Source organism: Nitrospirillum guaranorum (assembly GCF_034653275.1).
GTDB lineage: Bacteria > Pseudomonadota > Alphaproteobacteria > Azospirillales > Azospirillaceae > Nitrospirillum.
This window is the reverse complement of sequence record NZ_JAYEES010000003.1, coordinates 1612961-1638020: the sequence shown is the minus strand read 5'-3', so window position 1 is coordinate 1638020 and position 25060 is coordinate 1612961. Positions and strand designations below refer to the sequence as shown.

Genomic DNA, 25060 nt, shown 5'->3' with positions numbered 1-25060 from the left:
TTCTGCCCCCTGCGGCAAGAAGCTCCCATCCCCGGCAGGAGTTTTCTCCGCCGCTCGGTTCCTCCCCCCTGAAAACCCTTGGAAAACCTGGGCCCGGACCTTGCCGCCGCCTGGCACGTCGATTGCTTTCCCAGGCGGTGGGCGTCTTGCCCGCCACCGTCCCCGCCATCCGGCGATGGACGCGTCCAGGCCCGAGGAAGCGACACATGACCGGTTTCCAGTCCGTTCAAAGCCTGTTCCCCACGCAGGGGACGACCGCGTCCGGCATCCTGGGCGGCACGGTGGCGGGCGGTGAGGCGGCGGATTCTGTTCACCCAGTTGCTGAGCGGCATGGTCGACGCCAACACCACCGGCGCCCAGTCGGCGGCCCAGGGCGGCGCCTTTCTCACCGCCGGCCAGGGCGCGGGCGGCGCCAATGGCGCCGCGATCCCCTCCCCCTTCACGCCGTCCACCATTCCCTTCGCCACAGGCAAGGGTGGCGCGCAGGCCAAGGGCGGCCTGGTCCCGGCCAGCGCCACCACGGGCACGGCCGTGACCGCCCTGATGACCGGCATCACCGCCAACACGCCATCGGCCCTGCAGGCCGCCACCGGCTGGACGCAAACCCACTGGTCGGCCAAGACCGCCATGGCCGATGCGGCCGACAGCGCCACCGACGGCCAGACCGCCACCTCTCAGGACGGCGCCGCCACCGACACCACGCTGGCGGCGCTGGCCGCCGCCATGGGCGGGCAGCCGCAGCCCAACCCGCCCGCTCCGGCCACGCCGACCGCCGCCGGCCAGACGCCTTCGGACGCCATCAAGGCCGATGCCGCCACGGACGCGATGGCCGCCAGCCAATCCGTCGCCCCAGCCGCCACCGCCCAGCCCGCCATCGTCCAGACGGACGCGATCCAGGCCAACGCCGCCAAAGCCGATGCGGTCCCGGTGGACGCGTCCCAGATTGGCGCATCCCCGATTGGCGCATCCCAGGCGGGCTTATCCCAGACGGGCATGGCGCTGCTCGGCATGACGCCGGTGACCGAGCCCACCGCCGCCGACGCGGCGCTGGCGGCCCAGGCCATGCAGGCGGCCCCGGTCGCGCCCGCCAAGGGCGCCGCCACCTCCGCGGCAGCCGCCAGCCTGGCCGTGGCCGACCAGAAGGCCGCGGCGCTGGCCGCCGGCACCCCGCCGACCACCAGCCGCGCATCCACCACGGTTCCGCCCGTTAGTGCCGCCCCGGCCCAGACTCAGGCGGCTCAGACCCAGGTGGCTCAAACCCAAACCGTCCAGACCCAAACGGCGCAGGCCCAGGCCGGTACCGTGGCCGTTGCCGCCGCGCTGGCCGCCACGGCCCCCGCCGCGACGGACGGCGCATCCAAGACGGGCAAGGCCGACGGCGTCGCCACCTCCGGCTCCGGCCTCAAGACCGGCGCGCCCAAGGGCGCCAGGGGCGATACGCTGAAGCCACAGGGCGCCACCGTGACCGCCACGACCCTCTCCGACCAGAAGTCCGGGGCCGCCACCGCCGACCAGACCCGGCAACAGACCGCCGGCAGCGCCACCGACGACAGTGGCAGCAACGGTGTCCTGGCCGCGCCGGCCGACAACGGCATGATCTATGCGGACGCCCATGCCGCCGCCGCGGCCCCCTTGGCGAGGGTGGGTGACGCGGCGACGCCGGCGGCGGCGCCCATGGCGACACTGGGCAACGCGGTCGCCAATGGCAACGCGGCCACCAGCCCGACCTCAGCCCAGGCCACCCTGCAGGCCTTGTTGCAGCAGCAGCAAGCCGGGCGGGCCAACACCGCCAGCAACGGCCTGCTGGCCACGACGGAGAACGGCCTGCTGCCGGCCGCCACGGACGGCAGCAGCGGCTCGGTCTCGGCCAGTGACGCGGCGCTGAATGCCAACGGCTTCATGGGCCTGGTCGACGGCCAGCACACCTTCCCCACCGGCTTCGCCGCCCAGATGGCCGGCGCGGCCCAGGCGGCCCGCCCGGCGCAGTACCCGCCGGTGCTGCAACAGGTCACGATGGGCTTCCAGAAGGCCGCCAGCAACGGCATGGACAGCGTCACCATCCAGCTGACCCCGGACGACATGGGCAGCATCGACGTGAAGCTTGACTTCCACAAGGACGGCAAGGTGCGGGCCAGCGTGACGGCGGACAACGCCAAGACGCTGGACCTGCTGCAGCGCAACTCCGATGACTTGAAGAGCGCCCTGCAGGATGCCGGCTTGCAGACCGACAATGACAGCCTGTCCTTCAACCTGAAGGACGACAGCCAGGCCCAGCAGCAGCAGGAACGCCGCGGCGGGCAGAACGGCGCCCAATTCTCCATGGACGACACGGCCGCCCCCGAGGAGGCCGCGTCAGAAGACACCATCATCCCGTCGCTCGGCCGCGTCGACGTGCGGATCTGACGATAGATTTGAGGGAGTAGTGATCATGACCGATGCCGTCAGCGGTTCCAGCAACACCAACAACGTCAACCCCAGCGGTTCGTCGGGCAGCAACACGCCAGCCAGCAATCCGCTGAGCGATCTGACGAACAATTACACGACGTTCCTGACGCTGCTGACCACGCAGCTGAAGAACCAGGATCCGACGTCGCCCATGGACACCAACCAGATGACCCAGCAGCTGGTGCAGATGAGCTCGGTCGAGCAGCAGATCGAAGCCAACAACCAGCTGAAGGCGATCCAGTCGACGCTGGCCGGGGGCCAGTCCAGCCAGGCGCTGAACTACCTGGGCAAATATGTGGAGATGCAGGGAGACCAGTTCCCGCTGCAGAACAGCACAGCCAACGTCTCCGTCACGTATGGCAGCACCGCCGCCTCCGCCACCATGTCGGTCTATGACAGCACCGGCGCCCTGGTCAGCACCACCGACGTGTCGGGCGCCGCCGGCACCCACAACTATTCCTGGGACGGCAAGGACAGCTCCGGCAAGGTTCTGCCCGACGGCACCTACAGCGTGAAGGTCACCGCCACCGACAGCAGCGGCAAGGCGGTGAACACCACCGTGAAGGTGGCGGGCAAGGTGACCGGCGTCGACATGTCCGGCGCCACGCCCACCCTGCAGATGGGGGACATGACCGTGAACATGAGCGACGTCACCACCGTGCTGGCCGGCGCGTAAGCCGCCGGGCAACCTGCCTGAAAGTGATAGGGGCGTTCAGTTCTTCTTAACGCCCCCGCCCTTATGGTGCTGCAGGCCCTGGTGGAGTCCAGGGCGCACAGGCACTGTATGAGGTAAGGCATGTCGGCACAGGAAGCCGGACGCGGCCCCCGCGCGCTGTTGACCGGGGGGAACGGTCGTAACGCGGCCAAGGCCGCCGCGCCGGGCCGAGGCTTGACCCTGGACGACCTTCCGCCGCCCGACACCAAGCGGTGGGTGATGCGGCGCAAGGCGCAGGTGGTGGATGGGGTGCGCAGCGGCCTGCTGAGCATGCAGGAGGCCTGCGCGCGTTATACCCTGTCGGAGGAAGAGTTCCTGTCGTGGCAGCGGCTGATCGACGCCCATGGCCCCCGCGCCCTGCGCACCACCCGCCTGCAGGATTACCGCCGCGGCCCGGGCAACGCCGACGACCAGGACCCCCTGGCGGCCGTGGGTTGAGGGAATCCCCGAGGGCGCCTCTCCCGGTGGCGCCCTTCGGCTACCCGAATCAGTTCGGCTTCAGACTATCGGCGATGATGTGCAGGCCCTCGCTTCGCAGGGTCTGTTGGCGCTGGATCAACCGGCGCGCCGCCAGCGCCTGTTCCACGACTTCCCCGCCGACGATGGCGCCGTCGGCCGTCAGCGCCACGGCGACGCGGGTAAGCTCGCTGCCTTCGCTCTTGGGGTCGTGGCGGTTCAACGGATGCTCGCTGGCCAACTCCGTGGTCAGCCATTCCAGCAACACTTCCCGCCCCTCCGGCAGCCGGTCTTCGGCCAGCAGCCGGGCCAGCAGGCCCATGGGCGTGGGCACCTTGCTTTCAGCATCGGCCTTCGTCGCCACGGCCACCGGGTCGCGCAGCAGGTCGATCAGCGCGATCAGGAAATCGGACAGGCAGCGCTGGTTGCCGAACAGATCCTGGATGACGTCGGAAAAACGCAGCAGGTCGGCGGCGATGCCGCCCAGCATCTCCTGCAGCCGCCACGGCGTCTCCGGCGTGGCCAGCCGCATCACCTCCTCCAGCTTGCCGCCCAGGGTGCGGATACCCGCCAGCCGCACGGTCAGCAGGCTGTAAAAGGCATGGTCGTGCCCTTCCGGCCCAACCAGCCGCTCCACCGCGGCGCTGAGTTCCGCCGCGCTGCCATTCAGGGGCACGGACCATTTGCGGCTGTTCGCCTGGAAGTCGCGGGCTTTCTGGGCGACGACATCGACATAGCGGTCCAGGTCGGCGATACGGGCGCGGGTATTCTGGCCCGTCACCTTGGACTGGACCGTGGCCGCCTTGTGCAGCGCCGCCTGCAGCATGGCGCCCGTGTCCTGCAACCGGCGGAGATGGGTGGCCCCGTGCAAAAGTTCCGTCGGGCTAATCTGTTGGCGGGTCAGGTAATCCCTCAGGATCAGCGCGATGGCGCGGCGCGACTGGCGGCCGTACAGGTCTTCCGGCGCGGAGCAGAGCGGCGTGCCATCCGGCGCCTCACGCAGCACGCTGGGCTTCACCACTTCGGGCGCGGTCTTCTCGAACACCAGGGTGCCGGTGGGAAAGGCGTTCATGACCGTGCGCACGGCCATGACGCGCACGGCCTTCAACTTGCCCTGGGCCAACCGCCGGTTGGCCTCGGCCACCGCCATTTCCTCGGTGTCACCAATGAAAAGGATGGTCCAGCGGCCCTCTTCCAGGCCCAGCAGCTCAAACTTGCAGCTGCGGAATTTCAATCCCATGTCCCAGCCCTGCGTCCCCAGCCTCGCGACCCGGCGGCCCGGATTCGACTTTCAAAGACACTATAGGCGATCGCCCTCTTCCTCAGAAGGAAATAGAAAAGCCGCCCCCTGTGCGCGTCTTCCAACAAAAAGGGAAGCGGAGGACCGCTTCCCTTTTTGCGATGGGCAGTCAACCTGGATAACGGGGCGCCGCCTGATCAGTCGAACGGGTTGTCGCTGCCCTTGCGCAGCAGGAAGCGCAGGGGAACGGCCGGCAGCTTGAACGTCTCACGCAGGCCGTTGATCAGGTACCGCGTGTAATGTTCCGGGATTTCCACCGGGCGGCTGCTGAACAGAGCGAAGGTCGGCGGGCGGGCCTTCACCTGGGTCATGTAGCGGATCTTCAGGCGGCGGCCGTCCACCAGGGGCGGCGGGTGCGATTCCAGCATGCCCTGCAGCCAGCGGTTCAGCTGGGCCGTGGGGATGCGGCGGTTCCACAGGCGGTAGACCTCGAACGCCGCGTCCAGCAGAACGTCCAGCTTCTGCTGCTTCAGGGCGGAGATGGTGATGGTGGGAATGCCCCGCACCTGCGGCAGCGACGTCTCCAGCCGGTCGCTCAGCTGCTGCAGGGCCTCGGCGCGGTTGGCCACGGCGTCCCACTTGTTGACGGCGATGACCAGGCCGCGGCCTTCCTCGATCACCTGGCGGGCGATGGTCAGGTCCTGCTTGTCCAAGATGGCGTCGGCGTCCAGCACCAGCACCACCACATGGGCCATGCGCACCACCCGCAGGGTGTCGGCCACCGCCAGCTTTTCCAGCTTGTCTTCCACGCGGGCGCGGCGGCGCAGGCCGGCGGTGTCGACCAGCTTCACCGGGCGATCACGCCAGGTCCATTCCGCGGCGATGGCGTCGCGGGTCATGCCGGCCTCGGGACCGGTCAGCACACGCTCCTCGCCCAGCAGGCTGTTCAGCAGGGTGGACTTGCCCACGTTGGGGCGGCCGACGATGGCCAACTGCAGGGGCTTGGCGTTGTCCCGGGCCTCGGCCGCCTCGTCGTCCAGGGGGCCCTCCTCCTCCGCCTCCTCTTCCCCGGGCTCGTCGGGGGGCAGGTAGGGGGTGAGGGCGTCCACCAGGTCGGCCATGCCCTCGCCATGCTCGGCGGACAGGGGGACCGGATCGCCCAGCCCCAGCTCATAGCATTCCATGAGCCCGGGCTTGCCGGCGTTGCCCTCGCACTTGTTTGCCACCAGGATGATGGGCGTCTTGCCCTTGCGCAGCCAGGCGGCGAAGTGGCGGTCCAGCGGCGTGATGCCGGCGCGGGCGTCCACGATGAACAGGCCGACGTCGGCCCGTTCGATCGCGCGTTCCGTCTGGCGGCGCATGCGCGCCTCCAGGCTGTCGTCGAACGCCTCTTCCAGGCCGGCGGTGTCCACCACCGTCAGCTCGATGCCGGCCAGGTAGCCGTCGGCGGATCGCCAGTCCCGGGTGACGCCCGGGGTATCGTCGACAATGGCCAGCTTCTTACCGGCAAGTCGATTGAACAGAGTCGACTTGCCGACATTGGGCCGGCCGATGATAGCGACCGTCAAGCGGCGGGGACTCGCCATAACTAAAACGCCTTATCGATACGCGAAGAGATCGCCGTCGTCCGTCAGCACAAACAGGGTGTTGTTGACCACAATGGGGGCAACGCTGATCGGGTCGTCGAACTCCATCTTGTTGAGGATGTCGCCGTTGGTGGGCGACGCTTCCACAACCTGCCCCAGGCTGTTGGCCATAATCAAGCGTCCACCGGCTGCAATAGGACCAACCCAGTTAATCGGATCCTTGCGCTTCTCCGGATTCTCCCAGCGTTCCAGCTGTTTGATCCAGCGGACGCGACCGGTGTCGCGTGTCAGCGCCACCAGCTGGGCCTCGTTGTTCACGACGAACACCCAGTCACCGACCACGGCCGGCTGGTTCTGGCCGCCCACGTCCTGTTCCCAGACGTGCTGGCCGGTGCGCTGGTCGATGGCGACCATGCGGCCGGAATAGCTGATGGCGTAGACCAGCCCGCGATCCACCACGGGCAAGCCCTTGATGTCCGCCAGGTTGGCCAGGTTGGCGCCCCGGCGCGAGGACGCCAGGTTGTCGCTCCATGCCGGATGGCCGTTGTCGACACGCAGGGCGTACAGCTCGCCCGAGGAATAGGGGATGATGGTGATGTCGTTCTCGACCGCGGCGCTGGCGCCGCCCAGCAGGGCGGCCGGCTCAGGGAAACCGGCGTGCGTCCACTGCAGCACGCGGTTGTTGGAGGCCAGGACGATGCACTGGTTGTCGATGGTCACGACGAACACGCGGCCGCCGGCGACAGTGGGGCCGGAACGGATGGGGGCGGCGATACGCTGCCGCCAGGTGACCTTGCCATCCTTGGGATCGACCTTGATGGCCTCGCCGTAGCCGGTGGTCACGAACACCGCGCCGTCGCCAACCGCGACGCCGCCGCCCATGGCGGAGCCTTCCTGCTCCGGCCGCTTCATCTCGCTGTCCCAGACCTTCTTGCCGGTGGCCTCGTCGAAGGCGTGCAGCACGAAGTCGGTGTCAAGCAGATAGACCTTGCCCTCGGAAACCACCGGGCCGTCCAGCAGGCGGTTGTCGCTGGAGGAGCCCTCAATGCTGACCTTCCAGGCCTCTTTCAGGGTCTTGGGCAGGGTGACGTGGCCCGGATTGTGGGCCGCGTTGCCGCCGGGCTGAGCCCAGTCGGTGTTGGTCACCGCGTCCGGCAGGGTCACCTGCTTGGATTGCGCCTGGCTGTCCGGCTCGATCTGCTGGTCCAGCTGCAGCACCGAGATGCGGTTGCCGGCCAGCTTTTCCTTAGGCTTGTTGTCATCGCCGAAGCCCAGCCAGTCGAACATGCCGCAGCCGGTCAGCAGCATGCAGGCCACCAACGCGGTGCTGAGGCCGACGGCGCGGCGGACCCGCATGGGGCGGGCGGACGACGACCGGACGGCGGGGGCACGGGCGAAGGCCTCGGTGGAGGGCAGGCCGGTGACGGCGTTCTTGTTGATCATTTCTGCTCGGCGTAGAGGGCGACGAGATCGGCGGCGCGGGCGCGGACGCCCTGGGGTGCGGCCGGATCGACGGACAGGGACTGGAAAATCTCCCTGGCCTTGGCCAGGTCGTTGGCACGCAGATACAGCAGGCCCGACAGCTCCTGCGCGGTGTAGCGCCACGGGCCCTTGGTCAGGCCCGCGATGCGGGACTGAAGCTGCGCCGGATTGCCGGTATCCACCTGCTGCATCACGGCCAGGATCTGCGCCAGATCGCGGAACAGCGGATCGTTGTCGGCGCTGCCGGCGACCTGGTCGTAGATGGCGATGGCGCCGGCGGCGTCGCCGCTGGCGGCCTTCAGCCCAGCCTCCTGCAGGCGGGCCAGCGTGGCCGGCGCGCCGCCCAGCTTGGGCGTCACCGCCGCCAGGGCGGCCAGCGCGTCCTTGGCGTTGCCGCTCTCAATCGCGGGCGACACCTTTTCCGTGGCGGAGATCAGGGCGCTGGTGCGCTCGATCGCCTGGCGGGTGCGGTACTGGTCCCAGGCCACGTAGGCGGCCGTGCCCGCCAGGATGGCCACAGCCCCCGCCAGCAGGTAAGGCCCCACCCGGCGCCACAGTTTTTCCAGTCGTTCACGGCGAAGGTCGTCATCGACCTCGCGAAAAATATCGCTCATCAGCTCACTCTTCGACACCGAGGCCGGCACCATAACAGCAATCCGCGCCGATACCAGAGGGGCGCGTGACGGTCAAGGAAAGTCCGGATCGAATGTCCCCCAATCCCCCTGCCCGCCATCCCCTGAAGGCCAGCGGCGGCACCCCGCCAATCGCGGCCGGGCGGGCAGCATAGATTAAATCAGTCGCCCTTGGCACGGGCGGAGAGGGCATTTCCTATCGGTCGGTTGTTTTTGCCGCGCGAAATAATCCGGCCCTGTGGATAAGTCTGTGGAGCGACACATGGAAAAACGTCCCTCCCCTGTCCAAAAGGGAAAGACCCATCGGAAGGATGCCCCAGGAATAGTGGCGGGCGCCCTGAAACAGCCAGGGGTGGTGCGCCGTCGACCACCCCGAGTCCCCTGCCCGAAAGGTGGATAATCCCCACCCAAGGGAGTAGGCGCAGCAAAGACTGGCGATCCCCGCCGCGTCGCGGTAATGAGCCTGGGCCCCCGCCGGGGGGAACCCGCCGCTGCCACCACGCCTGATTCAAAGCCGCCATGACCGATACCGCGCGCCGCATCGTCGGCCTTATCGCCACCGAACTTTCCGCCCGCCCCGAACAGGTGGCGGCGGCGGTCGCCCTGCTGGACGAAGGCTCGACCGTGCCCTTCATCGCCCGCTACCGCAAGGAGGCGACCGGCGGCCTGGACGACACCCAGCTCCGCACGCTGGATGAGCGCCTGCGCTATCTGCGTGAGATGGAGGAGCGGCGCGCCACCATCCTCAAGTCCATCGAGGAACAGGGCAAGCTGACGCCCGAGTTGCAGACCCAGATCGCCACCGCCGACACCAAGACGCGGCTGGAGGATTTGTACCTGCCCTACAAGCCCAAGCGCCGGACCAAGGCCATGATCGCGCGGGAGGCGGGGCTGGAGCCCTTGGCCGACCTGCTGCTGAACGACCCGACCCACGACCCGGAAGCCAGCGCCACCCCCTACGTCGATGCCGAAAAGGGTGTCGCCGACACCAAGGCGGCCCTGGACGGCGCCCGCGCCATCCTGGTGGAACGCATGGGCGAAAACGCCGAGCTGCTGGGTTTCCTGCGCGGTTATTGCCAGGAACACGGCCGCATCGTCTCCACCGTCGTGGAGGGCAAGGCCGAGGAGGGCGCCAAGTTCTCCGACTATTTCGACAAGGCGGAGCCGCTGGCGGGCCTGCCCTCGCACCGCGCGCTGGCCCTGTTCCGCGGCCGCGCCGGCGGCATCCTGGACCTGGCCCTGAAGGTCGGCGAGGATCCCGCCCCGGGCCAGCAACACCCCTGCGAGGCGGCCATCGCCAACCAATTCGGCATCCAGGACCGGGGCCGGGCCGCCGACCGCTGGCTGCTGGACACCTGTCGCTGGGCCTGGCGCACCAAGATCGCGCTGCATCTGGAACTGGACCTGATGGGCACGGTGCGCGACCGGGCGGAGGATGAGGCCATCGCCGTCTTCGGCCGCAACCTGAAGGGCCTGCTGCTGGCGCCGCCCGCCGGCCAGCGCGCCACCTTGGGCCTGGACCCGGGCATCCGCACCGGCGTGAAGGTCGCCGTGGTGGACGCCACAGGCAAGCTGCTGGAGACCACCACCATCTACCCGCACGAGCCGCGCCGCGATTGGGTGGGTTCGGTCGCCACGCTGGCGGCCCTGGCCGGCCGGCACAACGTCGGCCTGATCGCCATTGGCAACGGCACAGCGTCGCGCGAGACGGACAAGCTGGCCGCCGACGTCATGGCCCAGTTCCCGCAGCTGAAGCTGACCAAGATCATGGTCTCGGAGGCCGGCGCCTCGGTCTATTCTGCATCGGAAGTGGCGGCCAAGGAATTCCCCAATCTGGACGTCAGCCTGCGCGGCGCCGTCTCCATCGCGCGGCGCCTGCAGGACCCGCTGGCCGAGCTGGTGAAGATCGACCCCAAGTCCATCGGCGTCGGCCAGTACCAGCATGACGTCAGCCCCACCAAACTGGCCCGCACCCTGGACGCCGTGGTCGAGGATTGCGTGAACGGCGTGGGCGTGGACCTCAACACCGCCTCGGTGCCCCTGCTGGCCCGGGTGTCGGGCCTGAGCGACAGCATCGCCCGCAACATCGTCGATTACCGGGACGCGCACGGCGCCTTCCGCAACCGCCGCCAGCTGCTGGACGTGTCGCGCCTGGGGCCCAAAGCCTTCGAACAGGCCGCCGGTTTCCTGCGCATCCGCGACGGCGACACCGCGCTGGACGGCTCCGCCGTGCATCCGGAGTCCTACGCGGTGGTCGAGCGTATCCTGGCCAAGACTGGGCGGACCCTGGCGACGCTGATCGGCGATGTGCCCTTCCTGCGCAGCCTGGATCCGGCAGACTACGCCGACGATCGTTTCGGTATCCCAACGGTTGAGGATATCCTTAAGGAACTGGAGAAGCCCGGCCGCGACCCGCGCCCCGAGTTCAAGACCGCCGCCTTCAAGGACGGCGTGGAGGAGCTGAAGGACCTTCAGCCCGGCATGGTGCTGGAAGGCGTGGTCACCAACGTCACCGCTTTCGGCGCCTTCGTTGACGTGGGCGTGCACCAGGATGGCCTGGTGCACATCAGCCAACTGGCCGGCAAGTTCGTGAAGGACCCGCATGCCGTCGTCACCGCCGGCGACATCGTCAAGGTCAAGGTGCTGGAGGTGGACCTGAAGCGCCGCCGCGTCGCCCTGACCATGCGGCTTGAGGAACAGGCGGCCCGTCCGGCCGGCAACGGCGGCAGCCGCGCCCAGGGGGGCCAGGACGACGCCCGCCCGGGCAACCGTGGCGACAATCGCGGCCCCGGCGGCAACCGTCCCCAAGGCAGCCGCCCGAACAGCGACCGTCCCGCCGGGGACCGTCCCACCGGGGACCGTCCACAGGGCGACCGCAAGCCCAACGGCCCCCGCCCCAACCAGGGCGGCGGCAAGCCTCAAGAGTTGCGCGGCGGCAGCTTCGGCAACGCCTTCGGCGGCGCCCTGGCCGACGCCTTCGCCCGCGCGCGCAAGGACAAGTAAGCAGAAAGGCGCGAGCCCCAGCGGCATGGGCCACCGGCTCACGCCGCTGGCGCCCCTTAACGTTTATGAATCAGCTTGGCGCGGGCCAGGGCCAGGGACTTGGTCAAGGCCTGCCCCAGCTCGCCTCCGTCGCCCTTGATGTCGTCGCGCACCACGACATGCATGGCGTCGATGTGCAGGCCCACCACGGTCAGCAGGGCATCGGTGGGGTTTTCCAGATCCACCAGGAAGTGGTTCATGGAATTGGCGAAATCGGACAGCAGGTTGTAGCCGAAGGTCCGCCCCAGGGTCATGATGCCGTCGGAAATCTTATAGACCTTGCGCAAATGCTGGGCACGATGCTCCGTGTCGCGCTTGGCCTGCTCGAACGCGGCCTGCAACGTCGTCAGGTCGATGCGGGTCTGGGTCTGGTGCGCTTCCGCCATGCGGGCCACATGGCGACTGGCGCGGTCGATGGCCGCCGGGTCGATCTGCCCGGGCTTGCCCGCCGCCCCGCCGACCTTGGCGCGCAGCTTGTTCGGCAGTTCGATGATCTCCACCACCCGGGTGCCCTTACCAGGCAGGCCTTTATCGGACTTGTCCGTCATACCCGTCCCTCCCGTAGGGGATCACAACTTTCCAGAAGCCGGTCGGCATATCCCACCATCGGTGTTAGTCCACAGTTTCCGACGAGGGCGGTACGGCCGGCTCGCCACCGGCCCCGCCCGCCCCCTCGGCCGGCACCTCGGGCACGGCTTGGCCGACGGGCGGCAGCGCCTCGTCCTCGATGGGCGCCGGGGCCCCGTCCAGCGTCACGCGGTGCCCCGCCATGACGCGGCGATCATCCCCGGAATAGGGCAGGGTCTGCCGCCGCCGGTCAGGCCCGATATAGCCGGGCGCGCGAATGAAAGGCCGCGGCTTGTCGACGATGGCCACCAGACGCGACGCGACGTTGGCCACCGACATGGGCTTGGCCAGGTATTCCGTGACCCCGCCGTCGCGCGCCATGCGCACGGCGTTCTCGTCCGCCTCGCCGCTCATCATGATGTAGGGGATGAACTTCAGCTTGTCGTGGTCGTGCTCACGCACCCACTTCAGCAGTTCCAGCCCATCCACGGGCGCCATGAGGTGGTCGGCGAAGACGATGTCGATGTCGCTGGCCCCCTGGATCTGCGTCGACACGTCCAAGATGGCGGTCGCCTCCTCGCCATTCTCCGCCTGCAACACGCGGCCGACGCCCAGGCCCCGCAGCACCGTGACCAGGATGGTGCGCACGAAGCGGTTGTCGTCGGCCACCAGGACGCTCAAACCGTCCAGGCGGTAGTATTTTCCGGACTTTGCTGATGCCATATCGCCTGATGCCCAGCCGGCCCCCGTTTGGCCGGCAGTGTAGCCCCTTCCTTCGCCCTGCGCGCGGCTTAATGCGGCGGGAACCATACCGCGCCCCGCGCCCGATCTTCACCCTATCCCCCCGCACAGTGCGGCATGCGCGCCGTTCTTGCGCAGTTAACGGTTTGGTGACAAGCGGCGGCCTATGGTTCGCTCATCCCCGGATGGAATCGCCGCGCGCGGGTCCCTGAACCGGGCAGGTGTTGATAAGGAGCGCCAGTCCCATGTCCCGGCCTATCCCCCAGAACAACCTCATCGAACGCACGTCCGTCCTGACCTACACGCTGATGGAACAGCTGCACGATGTGCTGAACATCCCCAGCGCGCCGGACGACGTGACCCTGGGCATGCTGATGGGACTGTCCATGTTCCTGGATGATCAGATCGGCCCTTTCCGCATGACTCAGCTGCTGCAGGCGGCGCCCGACATCATCCTGCGCACGGACGCCCACGTCACCCGTGACCAGATCGACCGTTTCCTGCCGGTTCTGCGCGCCTTTGGCGACAAACTGGCCGCCCTGACGCCGGAAGCCGTGACCGAGCCCACGACCAGCCTGTCGTGAGGTGCCGCCGCACACGCGGCCTTTTCACCAGACGGTGCCACGCTTATTTGTAAAAGAGGTCACCGCCCCCTTCGACCGCCGCCCTTGAACCCGCGGCCGCCATGGTTGAACGCAGATGCTTTCGCAGTTGGACAACGCCCACCCCGCCCTGTTCCTGGTCTTCGCCTGCGTCGCCGTGCTGGCCGCCGCCGGCATGACCATCGGTTATGTCTGGCGCCGCCTGGGCCGCCTGGCCGTGCGCCAGTCGAACCTGGCCCGCACGGCCTCGGACCACCTGACGCGGCTGCAACGCGACCTGACCGATCTGGCCGGCCAGGTGGAACGGCTGGGCGAGTTCAACCAGCGCCTGACGGAAGAGGTGGACATGCTGCGCCACCGTCTGGCCGACGGCGGTTATGAGCCACAGGACCGCTACCCCCGGGTCCTGCATTGAGCGCCGGCGGCCCCCCGGCCGCCGACCCGCATCCCGTCCGCGAACGGGAGATACGCCGCTGGCATGACAGCGGCCAAGCCTGGGACCGCTGGGCCGACAGCATGGCGGATCCCGCCGCCCGCCTGAACCAACCGCTGCTGGCCGCCCTGGCGCTTCACCCACACCACACGCTTCTTGATTTGGCCAGCGGCGCCGGCGAACCGGCGATCACCGCGGCCAAGGGCATGGGGCCGACCGAAGGTTCCACCGGGGGACGCGTGCTGGCCAGCGACCTGGTGCCGGCCATGCTGGCCGGCGCCCGGCGGCGCGGGGCCGGTATCGCCGCCCTTTCCTTCCTGGCGGCCGACATGACCGCCCTGCCCCTGGCCCCCTCCAGCGTCGATAGGATCAGCTGCCGCTTTGGCCTGATGTTCGTGCCGAACGCGGTCGGCGCCGTGGCGGAGATGCGTCGCGTCTTGCGCCCGGGCGGCATCGCCGCCTTGCTGTGCTGGGGCCCGAAAGCTGGCAACACCCTATTCCGCCTTCTGGATGAGGCGCTGGGCGGCGTGCCGGAGCTGGCCGTGCTGTTCCGCTTCGCCGAGGAGGGCGCGCTGGGCCGCTTGTTCCTGGACGCAGGCTTCGACACCGTGTCGGAAACCTCATTGGAGCAATCGGCCCTGGCCGACGCCGCCAAGCCCTTTTGGCGCCCTACCCTGGACATGGCCTTCACCCCCGCCCTGGCCCGGCTGTCGGCCGAGGAGCGCGGGGCGGTGGAGGATCGCGTCACCGCCGCGGTGGCGCTGGAAACGGAAATGGACGGGAAGATACCCGTCCATCTCCATGCCCGCCTGCTGGTGGCTCACAAATAAGCGCCTGTCAGGGCCGCGTCGCCGTGCCATCCGGCGGCGGCACCGGCGGTTCGCCGGCCATCGGGTCCACCACGCTTTCCCGTGCCACGATGCCTTGCGTCAACGCGCCCTCCGGCACTGCGCCCTCTGGCATCGCACTCTCTGGCATCGCACCCTCTGGCCCTTCCGGCCCGGCGCCCACCAGTGATTCCGCCTGGGTCATCAGGCGTTGGTACTGGCGCACGCTGAAGGGCAGCGTGGCGAGATAGCCCACCCCGAGGATCAGCAGGGTGGTCCAGGGCGCGCTGACGACACCGGCCGCCAGCAGCACCAGGCCCAGGAAAATGAAGACGACATAGCGCGGGTGGATGCGCAGCCCCTTCAGGGAAAAGGTGGGGATGGCGCTGATCATCAAGGCCGCCATGCCCACGGTCCACACCACGACGAAGGCCGGGTGGCCCACCACCGTCCGCCCCATCTCGAAACTGGCGACGATGGGCAGCAAGGCCAGCCCGGCGCCGGCCGGGGCCGGCACGCCGGTGAAGTAGTTGTAGGCCCACACCGGCTTCTGCGCGGCCGACCCCAAGGCGGTGTTGAAGCGGGCCAGGCGCAGGGCGGCGCAGGCCCCGAACAGCAGGCAGGCGATCCAGCCGAAGCTGCGCGCCTCGTTCAGGCCCCACATGTACAGGATCATGGCCGGGGCCACGCCGAAGCTGACCACGTCGGACAGGCTGTCCAGCTCCGCCCCGAACTTGCTCTGCGCGTTCAGCAGGCGGGCGATGCGGCCGTCCAGCGCGTCCAGCACGGCCGCCACCACGATGGCGACGACCGCGTGTTCCCAGCGCTGCTCGGTGGCGAAGCGGATGCCCGTCATGCCGGCCGACAGGGCCAGCACCGTCAGCATGTTGGGCAACAGCTTGTTGATGGTGAGGCCACCCAGGCGCGGCGGCCGGATGGCCCGGCGCCGCCGTCCCAGCGCCCCCCCGCCTGCCCTCGGGGGACGTTGCACCATCAGCGCACCACGCCCTGACGCTGCGGTTCCGTGCTGGCCAGGTCGGCCAGGATGGTCTCGCCACCCAGCGCCTTCTGGCCGACGACCACCAGGGGCTGCACGCCATCCGGCAGGTAGATGTCGGTGCGGCTGCCGAAGCGGATCAGGCCGTAGCGCTCCCCGGTCGATACGCTCTGCCCCGGCTTCAGGGTGCAGATGATGCGGCGGGCCACCAGGCCGGCGATCTGCACGAAGGCGATCTCGCGCCCGTCGGGCATGGCCAGGCGGATGCTCATGCGTTCATTCAGGTCGCTGGCCTTATCCAGGGCCGCGTTCAGGAACTTGCCCGGGTGGTATTCGGCGCGCGTCACCGTGCCCTCGACGGGGGTGCGGTTGATGTGCACGTTGAACACGTTCAGGAAAATGCTGATGCGGGTCAGCGGCTCCGGCCCCATGCCCAGCTCGGGCGGCGGCACCGCCTTGGTGATCATCTGCACCAGGCCGTCGGCCGGGCTGACCATCAGGCCGGGGCGGGTGGGCACCACGCGGTCGGGGTCCCGGAAGAAGTAGACGCACCATGCCGTCAGGATCACCCCGATCCAGCCCAGGAAGGTGGAGAGCCAGAACAGGATGAGGGTGACCACGGCGAAGGCCAGGATGAAGGGCCAACCGGCGCGGTTGATCGGCACGATGACGGTGCTGAGAGCGGACATTTGCACTTTCCAAAGGCGGCCCCGGGGATGGGGCCAAGGGATATAGGCCGGGCCCCGGGGAGATGGGTAGACCGCCGCAGTGTAGACAGGGCCGGTCCGGATTTTAAGTGCCATTGCATGTCGTTCGGGCTAACGGCGGAGGGGTCCTGGCTGTTCAAGGCTTTTTTTGGCCATACGCCAAGGTCGGCAGCTGCACACTGCGCTCCACCCTGTGAACTATGACAGGTTGCCTACCGGTCTCCGCCTCAAGGGCGGATACCCTTTCACGTCGTTTTACGCAAAAATGTAGCCAATCTGGGTCGGCCCCTGGCAACGGCGCGTCCTGGTGTTTCTTGCGATGTTGACAGGTTGCTCCGCCGTGCGTGCCGAACAGACAATCGATCGGGAACTGACCCAGCGGTCCTCCACGGCCCGTCATCCCCGTTATCGCATCGTGGTCGTGGAGGATGAGGCACTGATCGCCCTCGGCCTCCAGCAAATCCTATTGCAGCAGGGGCACGAGGTGTGTGCCGTGGCCGCGTCGGTGGAAGAGGCGGTGGAGGCGGTGGACCATCACCGTCCCGACCTGGTGCTGATGGACGTCATGCTGCGCGGGGGCGACGACGGCGTGGAAGCGGCGGAGCGCATCTGGAAGCGCTTCGGAATCCGCAGCCTGTTCACCAGCGCCGTCGACGCCAACACCCTGCGCAACCGCGTCCATTCCGTCTCCCTGGGCTTCATCACCAAGCCCTACCGGCCGGAAGACTTCCAGCGCAGCCTGGAAGCCCTGAGTCTGGCCTGAGCTAGTCGCGCCCCATGACGTGCAGCGGGCTGAAGCAGCCGTAGATCAACCGCTTGGCGTCGAACGGCATGTCAACTGGAATGTCGAAGCGCCTGTCGTCGCGCATCTTCTCTTCAGCCGCGTCCAGCGTCTGCTTGTCCGGCCACACCTGCCAGGAAAAGACGATCTTCTCCCCCGGCTGGGCCGCCACCGCGCGGCGCATGTCGGTCTGCTTGCCGTCCGGGACATGGTCTTCCCAGGACTCGACGATTTCCAGGCAGCCAAATTCCTTGAACAGCGCGGCGCTGTTCTCCGACCAGGCGCGATAGGCGTCCTTCTTATCCCCAGGCACGGGAATAACGACCCCGACGACGTACATGACCCAGCCCCCCTTCGGATGACGCGTGGGTCCGCATGATAGCAAAATGCCGGTAGGGCTGGCAGCGGGCGCGGACGCGCGCTATGACGGCGCCATGCCGCCCATCGACCAGACCGCCCTTCCCATCGATGCCGTGCTGCCGGACCTGCTGCGCGTCCTGGCCGGCACGCCCAACGCCGTGCTGCAGGCCGCCCCCGGCGCCGGCAAGACCACGCGCGTGCCCTTGGCCCTGCTGGACCAGCCCTGGCTGGCTGGGCAGAAGATCGTCATGCTGGAACCCCGGCGCCTGGCCGCCCGCGCCGCCGCCAAGCGCATGGCCGACACCCTGGGCGAGGCCGTGGGCGGGACAGTGGGATACCGCGTCCGCCTGGACACGCGCGTCGGACCGGCGACCCGGATCGAAGTGGTGACGGAAGGCCTTTTCCTGCGCCAGCTGCAGGGCGACCCGTCGCTGGACGGCGTGGGCGCCGTGCTGTTCGACGAATTCCACGAACGCAGCCTGGACGCAGACCTGGCCCTGGCCTTTTGCCTGCAGGCCCAGGGACTGTTGCGCGAGGATCTGCGCCTGCTGGTCATGTCGGCCACGCTGGATGGCGCCGCCGTGGCCAAGCTGCTGGCCAACGGCGGGCAGGCCGACGCGCCCATGGTGACCAGCGAGGGTCGCGCCTTTCCGGTGGAGACGCGCTGGGTGGAACCCGCGCCCACCGATCGGCTGGAGACGGCCGTGGCCCGCGTGGTCAAGCGCGCGCTGATGGAGGAGCCGGGCAGCGCCCTGGTCTTCCTGCCCGGAACCGGCGAAATCCGGCGCACCGAAAAGGCCCTGGCCGACCTGGGGCTGCCCCGCGACGTGCTGGTCGCCCCCCTCTATGGCGACTTGGCGCTGGATCAGCAGGAGGCGGCCATCCGCCCGGCTCCAGCCGGCCAGCGCAAAGTGGTGCTGGCCACCGCCATCGCCGAAACCAGCCTGACCATCGACGGCATCCGCATCGTGGTCGACGCCGGCCAGGCCCGCCTGGGCCGCTTCGATCCCGGCAGCGGCATGAACCGGCTGGAGACGGCCCGCGTCTCCCGCGCCTCCGCCGACCAGCGCCGGGGTCGCGCCGGCCGCCTGCAACCCGGCGTCTGCTATCGGCTGTGGAGCGAACAGGCGGACCGGGCGCTGACGCCCTACGCCCCGCCGGAAATCCTGCGCGCCGACCTGGCCCCCCTGGCGCTGGAGCTTGCGGCCTGGGGCGTCGATGACGTGACCGCCCTGCCCTGGCTGGACCTGCCCCCGGCGGCCCCCTTGGCCCAGGCCCGCACCCTGCTGGGCCAACTGGGCGCCCTGGACGGCGAGTCCAGGATCACCGCCCACGGCCGCCGCATGGCCACGCTGGGCATGCATCCGCGCCTGGCCCACATGGTGCTGACAGGCGTGGAGATGGGATTGGGCGCCGCCGCCGCCCACCTGGCGGCCCTGCTGGAGGAACGGGATCCCCTGCGCGGCATTGCCCGCGATGCCGACCTGCGCCGCCGGCTGGACCTGCTGTCCGGCCAGGACAGCGGTGCCGCCGACCGCAACGCCCTGCGCCAGATCCGGGAAAGCGCCCGCCAGACCATGCGCCAACTGCGCATCACCGACCGGTCGTTCACGGGGGAGGATGCCGGCCGCCTGCTGGCGCTGGCCTATCCCGACCGCCTGGCGCAGAAGCGCCCCGGCAGCCAGGGCCAGTACCGCCTGGCCAATGGCAAGGGGGCGGTGCTGGACAGCGCCGATGCCCTGTCCCGCCAGGATTGGCTGGCGGTGGGCGACCTGGACGGCGACGCGCGCGAGGCCCGCATCTACCTGGCGGCCCCCATCACGCGGGAGGAGATCGAAGAGATCTACGCCGACCGCATCGTGACGGAAGAGCTGGTGAGCTGGGACGGGCGGGAACAGGCCGTGCTGGCCCGCCGGCGCCGCCGCCTGTTCGGCCTGGTGCTGAAGGACGAGGCGCTGAGCCAGCCCTCGGCCGAGGCCATGGCCGCCGCCATGATGGCCGGCATCCGGGAGATGGGGCTCGCGGCCCTGCCCTGGACCAAGACGCTGGAGGCATGGCGGGAGCGCGTGCGCTTCCTGCACCGCGCCGGTGGGCAGGATGTCTGGCCAGACCTGTCGGACGAAGCGCTGCTGGCCACCCTGGAGACTTGGCTTGCCCCCTATCTGACGGGCATCAGCCGCGCCGGCCATCTGCCGCGCGTGGACCTGCACAGCGCGCTGACCGGCATGCTGGACTGGGCCCAGGGCCAGGAGTTGGAGCGCCAGGCGCCCACCCACATCGACGTGCCCAGCGGGTCGCGCCTGCCCATCGACTATTCCGGCGAAATCCCCACCCTGGCCGTGCGCCTGCAGGAGCTGTTCGGCCTGCCGCAGACGCCGACGGTGGCGGGCGTGCCCGTGCTGCTGCACCTGCTGTCGCCCGCCCACCGCCCCATCCAGGTCACCCGCGACCTGGCCTCCTTCTGGGCCAACACCTACCGCGACGTGAAGAAGGATTTGGCGGGCCGCTACCCGCGCCACTATTGGCCCGACAACCCCCTGGAGGCGGAGCCGACGGCCCGGGCCAAGCGCAGGGGCACTTAGGGCCTCCAGCTTTCGACCACCGCCCGCGCCACGCTGGCGATGAAGGCGTCCGCCCGCTCCCGGGGGCCTTGCACGCTGGCGACGTAGACCGCCACGGCGTAGCGGTGGCCGTCCGGCGCCGTCATCAGGCCCACGTCGTTGTTGGCCAGGGTCACGCCCTCGACGGAAGGTCCCGCCCCCGGCTTGTGCGCCACGGCCCAGCCGGCGCTAAGTCCAGCCTTCAGCCGGTTGGGCTGGGTGGTGGTGTGGTCCAGGATGTCCAGCAGGCGGCGGGTGCCGGCGGGGCTCAGCAGCTCGCCTTTTTCCAGTCGCTCCAGCAGCAGGGCCATGGTGGCCGGTTGGGCCGTGTCGCGCGGGTCGCTGAGGTAGGCCTCACGCTTGGCGAGGCGGGTGGCGACCGGCACGGCGTCGGCCGCGGCCTGGAACGCCGCCGGTTCGACATAGGCGTCCTTCCAGGTCAGACCCAGGATGTCGCTTTGCAAGTGGCGCTCATCCCGGTCGACGCGGATGCCGTCCAACCCCCGGGCGATCAGCGCGGCCTGCACCGTGGCCGGGCCGCCGATCAGGCGCAGCACCGTGTCGGCGGCGACGTTGTCGCTGTCCGCCACCATGCGCGCCATCAGGTCGTCCAGCGTGGTGGTCCAGCCGGCGGGGGTGATGTTCTTGGCCAGCGGCTGCCAATAGACGGAACGGTCCTTGGGATAAAGCGTGACCTTTTGCTTCAGGTCCATGGCGCCCTTGTCCACCAGGTCCAGCAGCGCGATGGCCACGGTCAGCTTGAACACGCTCTGCTCGGGAAAGCGTTCCTGCGCCTTGACCCCCGCCACCGCGCCGGTGGCGGGATCACGCACGGCGATGCCGGCACGGCCGGGGAAGCCCTGGGCCAGCTGGTCCAGGCGCGCCTGCAGCGCCGGCATGTCCAGGGTCCCGGCGCCCGCGGGCGCGGCGACGGCAAGGCACAAGGCGGCGGCGCAGGCGGCGCGCAGCGTCGATGTCAGCATTTAGGAAAATCCCCATCCCTCTCGGGCCGGCCAAGGATCGGCGGCCATGGAGGAGTGCCCTGAAACTGTGGTGGCGGCGTGGCCGCCAAACCGACCAAGGTCAGACCTTGGTGGTCAGGTCCGTCAGCTTGCTCAGCAGATAGTCCAGGTCGTCGCTGGCCATTTCCTCGAACTGGGTGAGGATGCGTTCCAGCATCTTGCGGCGGTGGCGCTCCAGGTCATGCTCACCGCCGTCGAACTCCGTCTCGCTGGCGACGTCCAGCGCCACCTTGATGGCCGGATAGATCGACTGCGGCATGCCGGTGCGGTCGAACAACGCCTTCATGCCCAGCTTGCCGGCATCGTGGATCAGCATGCGGGCGTTGGGCGTGGGGATGCGGGCCAGCTGGGCCAGCGCCACTTCGAAGAAAGCCACGTCCCCCATGCACAGCGACCGCAGCAGCAGCGACGGCGACAGGCGGCCGTTGCGGTACAACTGCTCCACCAGCGTTTCCAGCTGGGCGTCGGTGGCGACCCCCACCAGTCCATAGGTCGCCTTCTCGCGGCCTTGCAGGACGATGTCGCTGGCGATGTCGGCCGGCAGCTCATGACGCTCCACCAGCCGCTCGCGCAGCTGTTCCGACACCATGGTCACCAGGCGCTCGGCGATGGTGACCGGCAGGCTGCCGCGCTCGATCAGGGGGGCGTGGACGGCGTCGCTCTTGGGGAAGCGGTTCAGCACGCGGGTCAGCGCCGCTTCCGTCACCTTGGCGGCCTCGTTGGCCATCAGCGTGGCGACCGCGGTCTCGGCGCCATTATCCACCAGCGCGTCGGCCACGCCCTCGGACACGTCGGGACGCTTGGCCACGGCCGATTGTTTGGCCTCCGAACCGGTCTTGATCAGTTCGATCAGATCGGCGTCGGTCAACACCGACGACAGTTCGATGAAGGGCAGCGACACCTCTTCCACGTCGCGCGCCAATTGCAAAGCGACGTCGCGGGGAATCGCGGGATAGGTCTTCAGGCTTTCCGACAGGGCGGAGCGGACGCGCACGGCGGCGTCGCGCGCCATCAGACGGACGATATCCTCGGCCAGGGCCCGTTCGGACGGGGAAAGCTGATCGGCGCCGAACTGGGCGGCAACCTTGGTGGCCATTTCGGCCCGGGTCGTGGCGGACGGATCGGCCAGAAGCCGTTGCACATCCTGATGCGTCAAGGTCTCGGACATTGGCAGGGCAACCCGCTCCCTTCGCTACCGACCGGCCACCTGGCTTTCCATCCCCACCCCTGGGCCGCCATGCGCGGCCGGACCGGGGGTACCAGGCTTCACCACCATTAAGGCCCCCGATGCACGTCGGGTGACCATTGCCCACTAATAATACAGCCTTCCCCGTCTTGGCCAACGCCATTTGGGTGATATTCCCCGCCTAACCCCAGGGGCTGCTACGCGGGATCGCCCATAGGGGATTGTTGGCGGTTGCGCCGACGCAGCGCGCGCTCCAACTCCTGGATGCGGCCGTCCACGTCCACCAGCCGTTCCGACGTCACCTCCAACGCGCGGTCGTCATAGACGTAACTGCCGGGGTGGTCCGCCTGCCAGCGAGCCACCGCCGCATCCCTCTCCTGCAAAAGCTCAATAATTTCATCACGGTATAGGTTGACGACCGCGGTGATCCAGCGGTTCAGCGGCCAGGACGGCCGGGCATGGTCGATCTGGAAGCCTTCCAGCATCCGCACCACGTCGGCCGCCGCGTACCATGTTTCCCCCGTCACCCAACGGTTGGTGGTGAACAACCGTGTCACCCGGCCCATGCCATCGACCGAAATCCCGACCAAGTGGCTGAGCGCGGCGTTGCCGTCGGTGTCGGGCTGCAGATCGGGCAAGGGCGCCGGCGCCACCCCGTCCGGCATGCCCAGGGGCCGCATGAAGGTGTGAAAGTGCCCCATCTCCTCCCCCACCAGTTCCGACTCCGGGTGGGCATGGAAGTAGTATTGGGCGTGGTATTCGCTGTCGTAGACATCCCCCGGCGGATGATGCCGCCAGGGGTCCAGCGGCGGCAGGACGTCGCGCAAAACCTCGCTCAGCACCGTGTCGCCTGTCTTGGCCAGCACCCGCGTGCACAAGCCGACTTCGCGCGCGGCCTCCACCAGCCGGGTCAAGGTCTCGTACGGCAGGCCATCGACAACGGAACTGCCGCGCGCGGGGCCCCGGAGGAAGGGCATGGCCGTCCCCTTTCCTCAGACGCCGCCGCCGGCGCGCCGCCCGGGCTGCAAGGCCCACTCGGCCACCTGCCGGGCCAGCGTGTGGAAGGCCTCGTCATAGGCCGCCAGCACGGCGGGAAAGCCCGTGGACTTGGCCGGCACCCGGATCTCGAAGCCTTGGCTTTCCTGGATGGTGCGGCGGGGCAGCGTCACGATCTTGCACTGGACGCGGACATGCACGGTGGGCACGTCGTCCACCGTCGCGTGGGGATATTCCGCCTGAAAGTCACGAATGTCGGTCAGCAGGACATAGTCGGCGCGCAGACCGGAGCCTTCGCGCCCCACGCCCGGGACGCGGCCGGAATATTCGAAGGACTCGATCAACAGGCCCTGCACCATCTCCGGCATCGGGTCCTGCCACTCGGCGTCGAAATAGCCGAAGTCCCCTTCCAGGCGGCGCAGCGCGACCCGCGTGGTGTTCAGCACCGAGGTGGTGGTGGGCACGCCCACCAGCAGTTGCCAGCCCACGGGCGGGGCCGGTGAGAACTCGCGCGCCGCCGTCAGCCGCACCACGTGCGGCGGGCTGTCGAACACGGAGCAAGCTGGCAGCGCCCCCAGCGCCAGGCCCCCGCCCATCACCCCCATCCCGCGCGCCAGCAGGCGGCGACGGCTAATCGCACCCTTGTGGGCCCCCCTCATTTCACCTCCACCCCACGCTGCCGGCCACCGAACAGGAAGCCGGACGGATCGTTCTCGATACGGTTGGTCACCCGCGACAGGTTGTTGCTGAGCGTGCGCAGGTCACCGATCAGCTGGGTCAGGTCATAGAGCCCGCTGGAGGTGAAGTCGCGGATGGGCCCCCGATTCTCCTCCACCATGCCGCGCAGCTGCTCCACGGTCTGGTTCAGGTTGCGGGTCAGGACCTTCACGTCCTCCGCCGACTGGTTCAGGTTGCCGCTGATGCGCTTGGCGTCGCTGCCCACGGTGTTCACGGTGGTGCGGGTATCGACCAGCAGCGCCTCGGTCTGCTTGCTGATCTCGCGCACGCTGCCGCGCAGTTCGTTCACCAGATGGCCGGCGTCCTGCACCGTGCCGTTGGCGGCGCCGGCGGTGGAGGCCAGGTTGGCCAGCATGGAGGCGAAGGCCTTCTGGTTGTCCGGCGTCATGAAGCCCGCCAGGCTGTCCGACAGCTTGATCAGGTTTTCCAGCAGGTGCGGCGCCTCTTGCAGCAGCGAGGCGATGTTGCTAGGGCGGGAGGGGATGACGGGCACGTCGACGTCGTTCTGCGTCTCGCGCAGCAGCGGCGCCTCCTGGCTGCCGCCGGCGATCTCGACATAGACGCCGCCGGTAACCCCCACCGGCTCCAGCGAGGCCACGGCATCGGACTTGATGGGGGTGTCCTTGGGCACCTCCACCTTCACCTCGATGCGTTCCACGTTGCCGGGATCGATGCGGATGTCGGTGACGCGGCCCACGGCCACGCCGCGATAGCGCACGGGGCTGCCCGCCACCAGGCCGGTGACGGAGCCGGAGAAATAGATGCGGTAAGGGGTCGACGCCTTGTCGAACTGGACCTTGGCCAGCCAGACGATGGCGATGAACAGGGCCGCCGTCAGTGCCAGGATGAACCCGCCGACGAGCGCGTAGCTGGCGCGCGTTTCCATGTGAATTCAGCCCCTAACT

The 25060-nt window shown here is 68.9% G+C and carries 23 protein-coding genes; 9 read left to right on the top strand and 14 right to left on the bottom strand.

The genetic code is table 11. The features are described from left to right. The first annotated feature begins 291 nt into the window (after positions 1–291). The 3 genes from UAJ10_RS16485 (at position 292) to sciP (ending at position 3598) form a co-directional block, all read left to right on the top strand. Complete coding sequence (locus UAJ10_RS16485; protein WP_322916313.1) at positions 292–2403, top strand: flagellar hook-length control protein FliK; 2112 nt, start codon at positions 292–294, stop codon at positions 2401–2403. Between the two features lie 25 nt (positions 2404–2428). After that, complete coding sequence (locus tag UAJ10_RS16480; protein ID WP_322916312.1) at positions 2429–3121, top strand: flagellar hook capping FlgD N-terminal domain-containing protein; 693 nt, start codon at positions 2429–2431, stop codon at positions 3119–3121. A 120-nt stretch (positions 3122–3241) separates the two neighbouring features. Further along, positions 3242–3598 carry a CtrA inhibitor SciP gene (sciP, locus tag UAJ10_RS16475; protein ID WP_322916310.1) on the top strand — a complete coding sequence of 119 codons (357 nt, stop codon included), beginning with the start codon at positions 3242–3244 and terminating at the stop codon, positions 3596–3598. A 49-nt stretch (positions 3599–3647) separates the two neighbouring features. On the opposite strand, the gene UAJ10_RS16470 is transcribed toward sciP, so the two are convergent. The 4 genes from UAJ10_RS16470 to UAJ10_RS16455 all read right to left on the bottom strand — a co-directional run bounded on the left by UAJ10_RS16470 (position 3648) and on the right by UAJ10_RS16455 (position 8538). After that, a complete protein-coding gene (locus tag UAJ10_RS16470; protein ID WP_322916309.1) occupies positions 3648–4856 on the bottom strand; it encodes a hypothetical protein in 1209 nt (402 codons plus the stop codon). A 197-nt stretch (positions 4857–5053) separates the two neighbouring features. Then, positions 5054–6442 (bottom strand): ribosome biogenesis GTPase Der, encoded by a 1389-nt coding sequence (der, locus tag UAJ10_RS16465; RefSeq protein WP_322916308.1) that lies wholly within the window; start codon positions 6440–6442, stop codon positions 5054–5056. Positions 6443–6454: 12 nt separating this feature from the next. Beyond that, positions 6455–7885 carry an outer membrane protein assembly factor BamB family protein gene (locus tag UAJ10_RS16460; protein ID WP_322916307.1) on the bottom strand — a complete coding sequence of 477 codons (1431 nt, stop codon included), beginning with the start codon at positions 7883–7885 and terminating at the stop codon, positions 6455–6457. Further along, positions 7882–8538, bottom strand: a complete 657-nt coding sequence (locus tag UAJ10_RS16455; protein WP_322916306.1) for a tetratricopeptide repeat protein — start codon at positions 8536–8538, stop codon at positions 7882–7884. The genes UAJ10_RS16460 and UAJ10_RS16455 overlap by 4 nt, the downstream gene beginning before the upstream one ends. Before the next feature lie 537 nt (positions 8539–9075). Here UAJ10_RS16455 and UAJ10_RS16450 point away from each other — a divergent pair. Next, positions 9076–11559: a Tex family protein gene (locus UAJ10_RS16450; protein WP_322916305.1), complete on the top strand. Its 2484-nt coding sequence runs from the start codon at positions 9076–9078 to the stop codon at positions 11557–11559. 56 nt (positions 11560–11615) lie between these two features. Here the strand turns inward: UAJ10_RS16450 and UAJ10_RS16445 are convergent, their stop codons facing one another. Further along, positions 11616–12146 (bottom strand): hypothetical protein, encoded by a 531-nt coding sequence (locus UAJ10_RS16445; RefSeq protein WP_322916304.1) that lies wholly within the window; start codon positions 12144–12146, stop codon positions 11616–11618. A 64-nt stretch (positions 12147–12210) separates the two neighbouring features. Then, on the bottom strand, positions 12211–12888 hold the full coding sequence (locus tag UAJ10_RS16440) for a response regulator (RefSeq protein ID WP_322916303.1): 678 nt from the start codon (positions 12886–12888) through the stop codon (positions 12211–12213). 263 nt (positions 12889–13151) lie between these two features. Here UAJ10_RS16440 and UAJ10_RS16435 point away from each other — a divergent pair, with 263 nt between their 5' ends. From UAJ10_RS16435 to UAJ10_RS16425, 3 genes are all read left to right on the top strand, one after another. After that, positions 13152–13490, top strand: a complete 339-nt coding sequence (locus UAJ10_RS16435; protein WP_322916302.1) for a hypothetical protein — start codon at positions 13152–13154, stop codon at positions 13488–13490. Between the two features lie 115 nt (positions 13491–13605). After that, positions 13606–13923, top strand: a complete 318-nt coding sequence (locus tag UAJ10_RS16430) for a hypothetical protein (RefSeq protein WP_322916301.1) — start codon at positions 13606–13608, stop codon at positions 13921–13923. Beyond that, a complete protein-coding gene (locus UAJ10_RS16425; protein WP_322916300.1) occupies positions 13920–14771 on the top strand; it encodes a class I SAM-dependent methyltransferase in 852 nt (283 codons plus the stop codon). The genes UAJ10_RS16430 and UAJ10_RS16425 overlap by 4 nt, the downstream gene beginning before the upstream one ends. 7 nt (positions 14772–14778) lie before the next feature. On the opposite strand, the gene pssA is transcribed toward UAJ10_RS16425, so the two are convergent. Together pssA and UAJ10_RS16415 are read right to left on the bottom strand one after the other, a co-directional pair. Then, on the bottom strand, positions 14779–15762 hold the full coding sequence (gene pssA / locus UAJ10_RS16420; protein ID WP_322916299.1) for a CDP-diacylglycerol--serine O-phosphatidyltransferase: 984 nt from the start codon (positions 15760–15762) through the stop codon (positions 14779–14781). Continuing rightward, entirely contained in the window at positions 15762–16454 is a 693-nt protein-coding gene (locus UAJ10_RS16415) for a phosphatidylserine decarboxylase (protein WP_322916298.1), read from the bottom strand. The genes pssA and UAJ10_RS16415 overlap by 1 nt, the downstream gene beginning before the upstream one ends. A 358-nt stretch (positions 16455–16812) precedes the next feature. Between UAJ10_RS16415 and UAJ10_RS16410 the strand changes: the two genes are divergently transcribed. Next, on the top strand, positions 16813–17235 hold the full coding sequence (locus UAJ10_RS16410; RefSeq protein WP_322916297.1) for a response regulator: 423 nt from the start codon (positions 16813–16815) through the stop codon (positions 17233–17235). 1 nt (position 17236) lies between these two features. Here UAJ10_RS16410 and UAJ10_RS16405 read toward each other — a convergent pair whose 3' ends face one another. Continuing rightward, positions 17237–17593, bottom strand: a complete 357-nt coding sequence (locus UAJ10_RS16405) for a DUF1428 domain-containing protein (protein ID WP_322916296.1) — start codon at positions 17591–17593, stop codon at positions 17237–17239. A gap of 94 nt (positions 17594–17687) precedes the next feature. Here UAJ10_RS16405 and hrpB point away from each other — a divergent pair, with 94 nt between their 5' ends. After that, positions 17688–20195, top strand: coding sequence for an ATP-dependent helicase HrpB (gene hrpB / locus UAJ10_RS16400; protein WP_322917341.1), 2508 nt, complete (start codon positions 17688–17690; stop codon positions 20193–20195). On the opposite strand, the gene bla is transcribed toward hrpB, so the two are convergent. The 5 genes from bla to UAJ10_RS16375 all read right to left on the bottom strand — a co-directional run bounded on the left by bla (position 20192) and on the right by UAJ10_RS16375 (position 25041). Continuing rightward, the gene (gene bla / locus UAJ10_RS16395; RefSeq protein ID WP_322916295.1) at positions 20192–21196 is read right to left on the bottom strand and encodes a class A beta-lactamase; all 1005 of its coding nucleotides are present in this window, start codon (positions 21194–21196) and stop codon (positions 20192–20194) included. The genes hrpB and bla overlap by 4 nt on opposite strands. Before the next feature lie 100 nt (positions 21197–21296). Further along, entirely contained in the window at positions 21297–22403 is a 1107-nt protein-coding gene (gene spbR, locus UAJ10_RS16390) for a SpbR family protein (protein WP_322916294.1), read from the bottom strand. Positions 22404–22618: 215 nt separating this feature from the next. Next, positions 22619–23398 carry a DUF6969 family protein gene (locus UAJ10_RS16385; RefSeq protein ID WP_322916293.1) on the bottom strand — a complete coding sequence of 260 codons (780 nt, stop codon included), beginning with the start codon at positions 23396–23398 and terminating at the stop codon, positions 22619–22621. 15 nt (positions 23399–23413) lie between these two features. Beyond that, complete coding sequence (locus tag UAJ10_RS16380) at positions 23414–24076, bottom strand: ABC-type transport auxiliary lipoprotein family protein (RefSeq protein WP_322916292.1); 663 nt, start codon at positions 24074–24076, stop codon at positions 23414–23416. Beyond that, positions 24073–25041, bottom strand: a complete 969-nt coding sequence (locus tag UAJ10_RS16375; RefSeq protein ID WP_040846323.1) for an MlaD family protein — start codon at positions 25039–25041, stop codon at positions 24073–24075. Before UAJ10_RS16375 ends, UAJ10_RS16380 begins: the two co-directional genes overlap by 4 nt. Positions 25042–25060 lie beyond the last annotated feature (19 nt).

What these genes read in the sequence shown, in the direction of transcription:
- UAJ10_RS16480 (WP_322916312.1), top strand. Translation starts at nt 2,429, where the DNA reads ATGACCGATGCCGTCAGCGGTTCCAGCAACACCAACAACGTCAACCCC.
- sciP (WP_322916310.1), top strand. Translation starts at nt 3,242, where the DNA reads ATGTCGGCACAGGAAGCCGGACGCGGCCCCCGCGCGCTGTTGACCGGG.
- UAJ10_RS16470 (WP_322916309.1), bottom strand. Translation starts at nt 4,856, where the DNA reads ATGGGATTGAAATTCCGCAGCTGCAAGTTTGAGCTGCTGGGCCTGGAA.
- der (WP_322916308.1), bottom strand. Translation starts at nt 6,442, where the DNA reads ATGGCGAGTCCCCGCCGCTTGACGGTCGCTATCATCGGCCGGCCCAAT.
- UAJ10_RS16460 (WP_322916307.1), bottom strand. Translation starts at nt 7,885, where the DNA reads ATGATCAACAAGAACGCCGTCACCGGCCTGCCCTCCACCGAGGCCTTC.
- UAJ10_RS16455 (WP_322916306.1), bottom strand. Translation starts at nt 8,538, where the DNA reads ATGAGCGATATTTTTCGCGAGGTCGATGACGACCTTCGCCGTGAACGA.
- UAJ10_RS16450 (WP_322916305.1), top strand. Translation starts at nt 9,076, where the DNA reads ATGACCGATACCGCGCGCCGCATCGTCGGCCTTATCGCCACCGAACTT.
- UAJ10_RS16445 (WP_322916304.1), bottom strand. Translation starts at nt 12,146, where the DNA reads ATGACGGACAAGTCCGATAAAGGCCTGCCTGGTAAGGGCACCCGGGTG.
- UAJ10_RS16440 (WP_322916303.1), bottom strand. Translation starts at nt 12,888, where the DNA reads ATGGCATCAGCAAAGTCCGGAAAATACTACCGCCTGGACGGTTTGAGC.
- UAJ10_RS16435 (WP_322916302.1), top strand. Translation starts at nt 13,152, where the DNA reads ATGTCCCGGCCTATCCCCCAGAACAACCTCATCGAACGCACGTCCGTC.
- UAJ10_RS16430 (WP_322916301.1), top strand. Translation starts at nt 13,606, where the DNA reads ATGCTTTCGCAGTTGGACAACGCCCACCCCGCCCTGTTCCTGGTCTTC.
- pssA (WP_322916299.1), bottom strand. Translation starts at nt 15,762, where the DNA reads ATGGTGCAACGTCCCCCGAGGGCAGGCGGGGGGGCGCTGGGACGGCGG.
- UAJ10_RS16415 (WP_322916298.1), bottom strand. Translation starts at nt 16,454, where the DNA reads ATGTCCGCTCTCAGCACCGTCATCGTGCCGATCAACCGCGCCGGTTGG.
- UAJ10_RS16405 (WP_322916296.1), bottom strand. Translation starts at nt 17,593, where the DNA reads ATGTACGTCGTCGGGGTCGTTATTCCCGTGCCTGGGGATAAGAAGGAC.
- hrpB (WP_322917341.1), top strand. Translation starts at nt 17,688, where the DNA reads ATGCCGCCCATCGACCAGACCGCCCTTCCCATCGATGCCGTGCTGCCG.
- bla (WP_322916295.1), bottom strand. Translation starts at nt 21,196, where the DNA reads ATGCTGACATCGACGCTGCGCGCCGCCTGCGCCGCCGCCTTGTGCCTT.
- spbR (WP_322916294.1), bottom strand. Translation starts at nt 22,403, where the DNA reads ATGTCCGAGACCTTGACGCATCAGGATGTGCAACGGCTTCTGGCCGAT.
- UAJ10_RS16385 (WP_322916293.1), bottom strand. Translation starts at nt 23,398, where the DNA reads ATGCCCTTCCTCCGGGGCCCCGCGCGCGGCAGTTCCGTTGTCGATGGC.
- UAJ10_RS16380 (WP_322916292.1), bottom strand. Translation starts at nt 24,076, where the DNA reads ATGAGGGGGGCCCACAAGGGTGCGATTAGCCGTCGCCGCCTGCTGGCG.
- UAJ10_RS16375 (WP_040846323.1), bottom strand. Translation starts at nt 25,041, where the DNA reads ATGGAAACGCGCGCCAGCTACGCGCTCGTCGGCGGGTTCATCCTGGCA.